A 4,776-nucleotide genomic window follows, 5' to 3' on the forward strand; every position below is an offset into this window, starting at 1 on the left:
GGCTCGGGTCCTCGCGGACCGCCAGTGCGAGCACCGAGCCGATACCCAACGAGTCGATACCCAGCGCCTCCCGTACCGGCGTCGGCGCGCCGGCCACGAAGTCGACGTATGCCCCGATCTCGGTCTGCTCGGCCAGGCTGAGCGGCACAGTGGCTTTCACTTCCGGTTTCCCATCTCTTGTTCGTGTATGAACTCCAGCACAGCGGAGGCGAATTCGTCCGCCTGCTCGATGTGCCCAAAGTGGCCGCTGTCGCGCAGCTCGCACAGCCGTGCGTCCGGCATTCCGGCGTGCATCTCGTACGCGAAGCGGGGCGGGCAGATGAAGTCGGAGGTGCCGACGATCACTAGTGTCGGCACGTTGATCGTGCCGAGCCGGTCCCGTACGTCCCAGCTGGCCGGGAGCCGGTTCGGGTCGTGGGTGACCGGCAGGGCGAGCGCGCCTACCCGTTCCACCGTCTTGCGGTAGTCGGCGAAGTAGGCGGGCAGGATGCCGTTTATGTAGCGCCCGAACGACTCGTCGTCGGCGATCTCCATCGTCTGTGACAGATGGACCGCGGCCCACATTCGGCCTGCCTCGACCGCCTCCGGCCGATCGGCCCAGCGCTGGGCGAAAGACGCCATTTCCTTGGTCGCGGCCGCTCTCTCGTCCAGCCCGTTCGCGGGCACGGTGTCGTAGAGGATCAGACCATCAACACGGTCAGGGTGGTCGAGGCCGAACTGGAGGGCGACGAAGCCGCCATGTGAGTGGCCGAGGAAGTACCCGGTGGGGGCGCCGATGTCGTCGAGTACGGCTTCGGCGAAACGCGCATAGCGGGACACGGAGTAGTCACCGTCCGGCAGCAGGTCACTGTCGCCGGAACCGACCGGGTCCAGGTACACCAGCGTCAGTCCGTGTTCCAGCCCGGATATCCGCAGGTACCCCGGGTGCACACCCGGACCTCCGGAGTGCACAAGGCACACGGGACCCTCACCGGCCATGCGGTACACCTGCCGCACGCCGTCGACAACGACGGTCCGTGCCTCACCTGCAGCGGCCCCCGCACGCCGCCCGGCGCCCGGGACTGTGGTTGTTGCTCTCATACCCACAAGATGCGGTGAGGACCGGGAAAGTTCGATCGCTCCCCGGACTCGTTTCAGCGGCGGCGCGGATGGTAAAGGCGCACCTTGGTGACGCGGCCCCGGTCGAGGAAGTGCACCCACACGACACCCGGTGGGCAGTGGAACGGGTTCTCCCGCGGGTTGAGCAGGGCAGCCTCCCAGATGACCACATCGCGGCTGGCCACCACGTTCCGCAGCTCGTGCCGTACGCCGGCGGACACATCACGATCGAACGCGGCGGGCATGTAGTCGATGCCCGTGCGTTTGCCCGTGGGCCATGTCACATCCGTCTGTGGTGACCACCGGTCGGAGAGTGCCGCGGCGAGTTCGCCGCGGTACGCAGACATCATGGTTTCCTCGGCCAGCTTGCGGTGCTGTGTGTTTCGGGCGGTGGCATCGTCGTGCACCCGATCGGCCGAGTTCAGCAAAGCACCCGCCAGCTTCGTGCGCGCCTGGTTGAGCCGGCTGCGCACGGTGCCGACCGGCGTGGCACACAGCGCCGCGATGTCCTCGTAGGACGTGACATCGGTGAAGTAGCGCAGCATCGTCACCAGCCGCAGGCCGGGAGACAGGTCCTCCAGCGTGGTCCAGAGCCAGTCCCGCAGCGCGTGTCGGTCGAGGACCTCCGCCGGGTCCGGTGGGCCGCCCGACTGGTCCATTGCGACGGCCTGTGCGGGTTCGGCCATCGGAACCGCCGACATCTTGCGCAACTGCGCTCGACACACGTTGCGCACCACCATCCGCAGCCACGGACCAACCGCATCCGGATCCCGTACATCCCCTATACGGCGCAGCGCGATAAGGACCGCCTCCTGCACAGCATCCTCGGCGTCCTGGCTGTGACCCAACAAGCCCAGCGCGACCGCGTGCATACCCGCTCGGTGTCTGGCGAGGAGCAGGCCAAGACAATGGGCGTCGCCCAAGTGTGCTGCGCGCACCAGTTCGGAGTCCTGAGGCGCTCCGCTCTTCAGAAGGTTGTCCACCCCGCAATGGTACGCAAAGGCTCTACCAAATCCTCGGCATGTGCGATGCCTGGGGGATGCAGCGGCCCCAGCCCTGTCCAACCGCGGGCAGCGCCCGTAACTCGGCCTGGATGTGCACAAGTTGTGAGGCGCGCCGATTGATGCGTCAGCCCGCACATGTCCATCAGCCTATGGCGGTGTCAGCAGACTCCGGTACGTTTCCGGCATCCATCAGGCCACCCCGCCCCGTACTACGGGGATGAACCGCGCCACGATCCCCAGTTGGCTGACTACGACCAGGCTGTGCAAGAGGCTAGGTCCGACCAAGGTCCGGGTAGAGGTTCGCCTCTGTCCGGACCTGGTGTTTTCCGGGGTGGTAGGTGCCTTGTACGCCGAGGCTGCGGTAGACGGTGGCCTTCTCCTGCGGTGTGGCGCCGTGGATCGCAGTGGCGATGTCCTCGGGGACCTCAGACATCGCACCGGCTTCGGGAGGGGCGTGCGTCATGGAAACGGCAGCACTCACGTACCGGCGGCGGAACTGGAGCTGGCTGAGCAACTGCCTTACGAGGCCCTCTCGCTGAGTAGCTGTGCGCCGCTGCGGTCGGCGGCGATGCGCTGGACGGTGCGGGCGAAGGCGATGACCTCGGGCCGTGCGGTCTTCGGGAGCCAGCCGAGGGCCAGCGTGGTCGCGGGCAGGTCCGCCACGGGGACGGCGACGACCTCCCGTGTCAGGCGGTCGGCGGCGGCCGAGCCGACGACGGCGATGAGCCGGCCCAGTGCGACCCGGTCGACGATCTCGTCCAGGCCGATGGGCGGGCAGCGTTTCAGGTAGGCGGGCTCCTGGCGGAGGTCGGCGGTGCTCACCACCGCGCGACGGGCAAGGGGATGGTCGTGCGGCAGGAGGGCGACGGGGTATTCCTCTGCGACCTCGGTTGTCTGGAGGTCGGTGAGGTCGGCGCTGTCCATGCAGAGGATGGCGACGTCGGCCGTTCCGTCGCGCAGCGCGTCTGCCTGGTCGTCGGTGAAGACGAGCTCGGGTTCGGCCCCATCATGGGATCGCAGGACCTGCGCGAGCAGTCCGGAGCCGGTGCCGGGACGGACCGCGATGACGAGCCGTGCGGGGCCGGCCGCCCGCCGGGTGTGCTGCACCGCGGCGTCCAGTCCTCGCAGCAGCCGGCGGCACTCGTCGAGGAAGACGGCTCCGGCGGGGGTGAGCTCCACGCGGCGGCTGGTGCGCTCCAGGAGGCGCACTCCGATGCGTCGCTCCAGCCGGGACACCGCCCGGGACAGCGGCGGCTGCGCCATCCCCAACCGTTCCGCCGCCCGGCTGAAGTGCAGTTCCTCGGCCACCGCGACGAAGTACACGAGCTCTCGGGTTTCCAACTGATCCATACCTCCAGAGTATCGCTTGGTGTCGGAACGGTCATGGCTCCCCGAGCCGCTCGCTGCTTCGATTGAGAGAGCTGCAGCGGGGTTCTCTCCCCGCCGGAGAGCGCTCCGCCGGGCATTGGCCGGGTGTCCCGGATGCGGCGATGAGGCAGCGAAAGGAAACAGCTCTCATGAGCGACGAGCGCAAGGTGCAGGAAGTTCTGGCCCGCTACGTCCGGGCGACGGACCGGCGCGACGGCAAGACGCAGGGCGCCCTGTTCACCGACGAGGCGATCGTGTCGATCCAGCTCAAGACCGGCCCCGACAGCTACGAGCCGTTCGGCGAGCCCCTGATCGGCGGGGCGGGCGTGGAGTACGCGGTCACGAACATCATGTCCCCGCACCCGGAGGGCGGCTCCAGTCACCACACCACGTTCGACCACATCATCGACGTCGACGGTGACGACGCCCACCTGAACGCCCAGTTCGTCGTCTACAAGGTGCAGGCCCTCACGCGCCCGGCCGACGGCCGGCCTGCCGGGACCTTCGGGCCCCAGGCCGCCATCCGGCCCGTCGAGTCCGGCTACTACGACACGGACCTGCGCCGGATCGACGGCGAGTGGAAGATCGTCAAGCACACCGTGCTCATGGACACGCCGATCGCCGTTCCGGGGGCCTGATGCGCGCCGTGGTCTACCGCCGCTACGGCGGTCCTGAGGTCCTGGAGCCCGCTGAGCTGCCCGAGCCCAAGACCCATGTCGACTCGGTCCTGGTCCGGGTGCGGGCGGCCGCGCTGAACCCGGCTGACTTGGCGATACAGGCTGGGGCGCTCGACAGTGCCGTCGAGACGTACTTCCCGGTTGTACCTGGTTGGGACATCGCGGGTGTGGTGGAGCGCTCCGGTCCCGGGGCCCCGGAGTTCGCCCAGGGGGACGAGGTCATCGGGTACGTCCGCGGCGATGTGCAGCGCGCCCACGGTGGCCTGGCCGAACTCGTCTCCGCCGACCCCGGCACCCTCGTGGGCAAGCCCTTGAGCATGGGCTTCGCAGAGGCGGCGGGCCTCCCGCTGGCGGGCCTGACCGCGTACCAGGCGATCGTCCACACCCTGAAGGTCCAGTCCGGCGAGATCCTGCTCGTGCACGGCGCGGGCGGCGGGGTGGGGTCCCTCGCCGTCCAGATCGCACGGTCCCACGGAGCCCGGGTCATCGGCACCGCCTCGGCCCACGACCACGACTTCGTGCGCACGCTCGGCGCGGAGCCGGTCGCCTACGGCGAAGGGACCGTGGAGCGGGTGCGGGAGCTTGCTCCGGGTGGCGCGGACGTGGTCTTCGGCGCCGTCGGCGGGGGG

At 69.0% G+C, this 4,776-nt stretch carries 6 protein-coding genes; 2 read left to right on the forward strand and 4 right to left on the reverse strand.

Annotated elements, in window-relative coordinates:
* Positions 1-156: 156 nt before the first annotated feature.
* The 4 genes from GA0115259_RS26350 to GA0115259_RS26365 form a co-directional block, all read right to left on the reverse strand.
* Positions 157-1,080 (reverse strand): alpha/beta fold hydrolase, encoded by a 924-nt coding sequence (locus GA0115259_RS26350; RefSeq protein ID WP_093601635.1) that lies wholly within the window; start codon positions 1,078-1,080, stop codon positions 157-159.
* 53 nt (positions 1,081-1,133) lie between these two features.
* Complete coding sequence (locus GA0115259_RS26355; RefSeq protein WP_093601627.1) at positions 1,134-2,081, reverse strand: RNA polymerase sigma factor; 948 nt, start codon at positions 2,079-2,081, stop codon at positions 1,134-1,136.
* 292 nt (positions 2,082-2,373) lie between these two features.
* Positions 2,374-2,535, reverse strand: a complete 162-nt coding sequence (locus GA0115259_RS40580) for a hypothetical protein (protein ID WP_161230471.1) — start codon at positions 2,533-2,535, stop codon at positions 2,374-2,376.
* An 86-nt stretch (positions 2,536-2,621) separates the two neighbouring features.
* Positions 2,622-3,452, reverse strand: coding sequence for a LysR family transcriptional regulator (locus GA0115259_RS26365; RefSeq protein ID WP_237540511.1), 831 nt, complete (start codon positions 3,450-3,452; stop codon positions 2,622-2,624).
* A gap of 167 nt (positions 3,453-3,619) precedes the next feature.
* Between GA0115259_RS26365 and GA0115259_RS26370 the strand changes: the two genes are divergently transcribed.
* Together GA0115259_RS26370 and GA0115259_RS26375 are read left to right on the forward strand one after the other, a co-directional pair.
* The gene (locus GA0115259_RS26370; protein ID WP_161230472.1) at positions 3,620-4,108 is read left to right on the forward strand and encodes a nuclear transport factor 2 family protein; all 489 of its coding nucleotides are present in this window, start codon (positions 3,620-3,622) and stop codon (positions 4,106-4,108) included.
* Positions 4,108-4,776: NADP-dependent oxidoreductase (locus tag GA0115259_RS26375; RefSeq protein ID WP_093601633.1), on the forward strand; the 669-nt coding region annotated here is incomplete at its 3' end. The genes GA0115259_RS26370 and GA0115259_RS26375, both read left to right, overlap by 1 nt.

This window comes from Streptomyces sp. MnatMP-M17 (assembly GCF_900091995.1).
Taxonomy (GTDB): domain Bacteria; phylum Actinomycetota; class Actinomycetes; order Streptomycetales; family Streptomycetaceae; genus Streptomyces.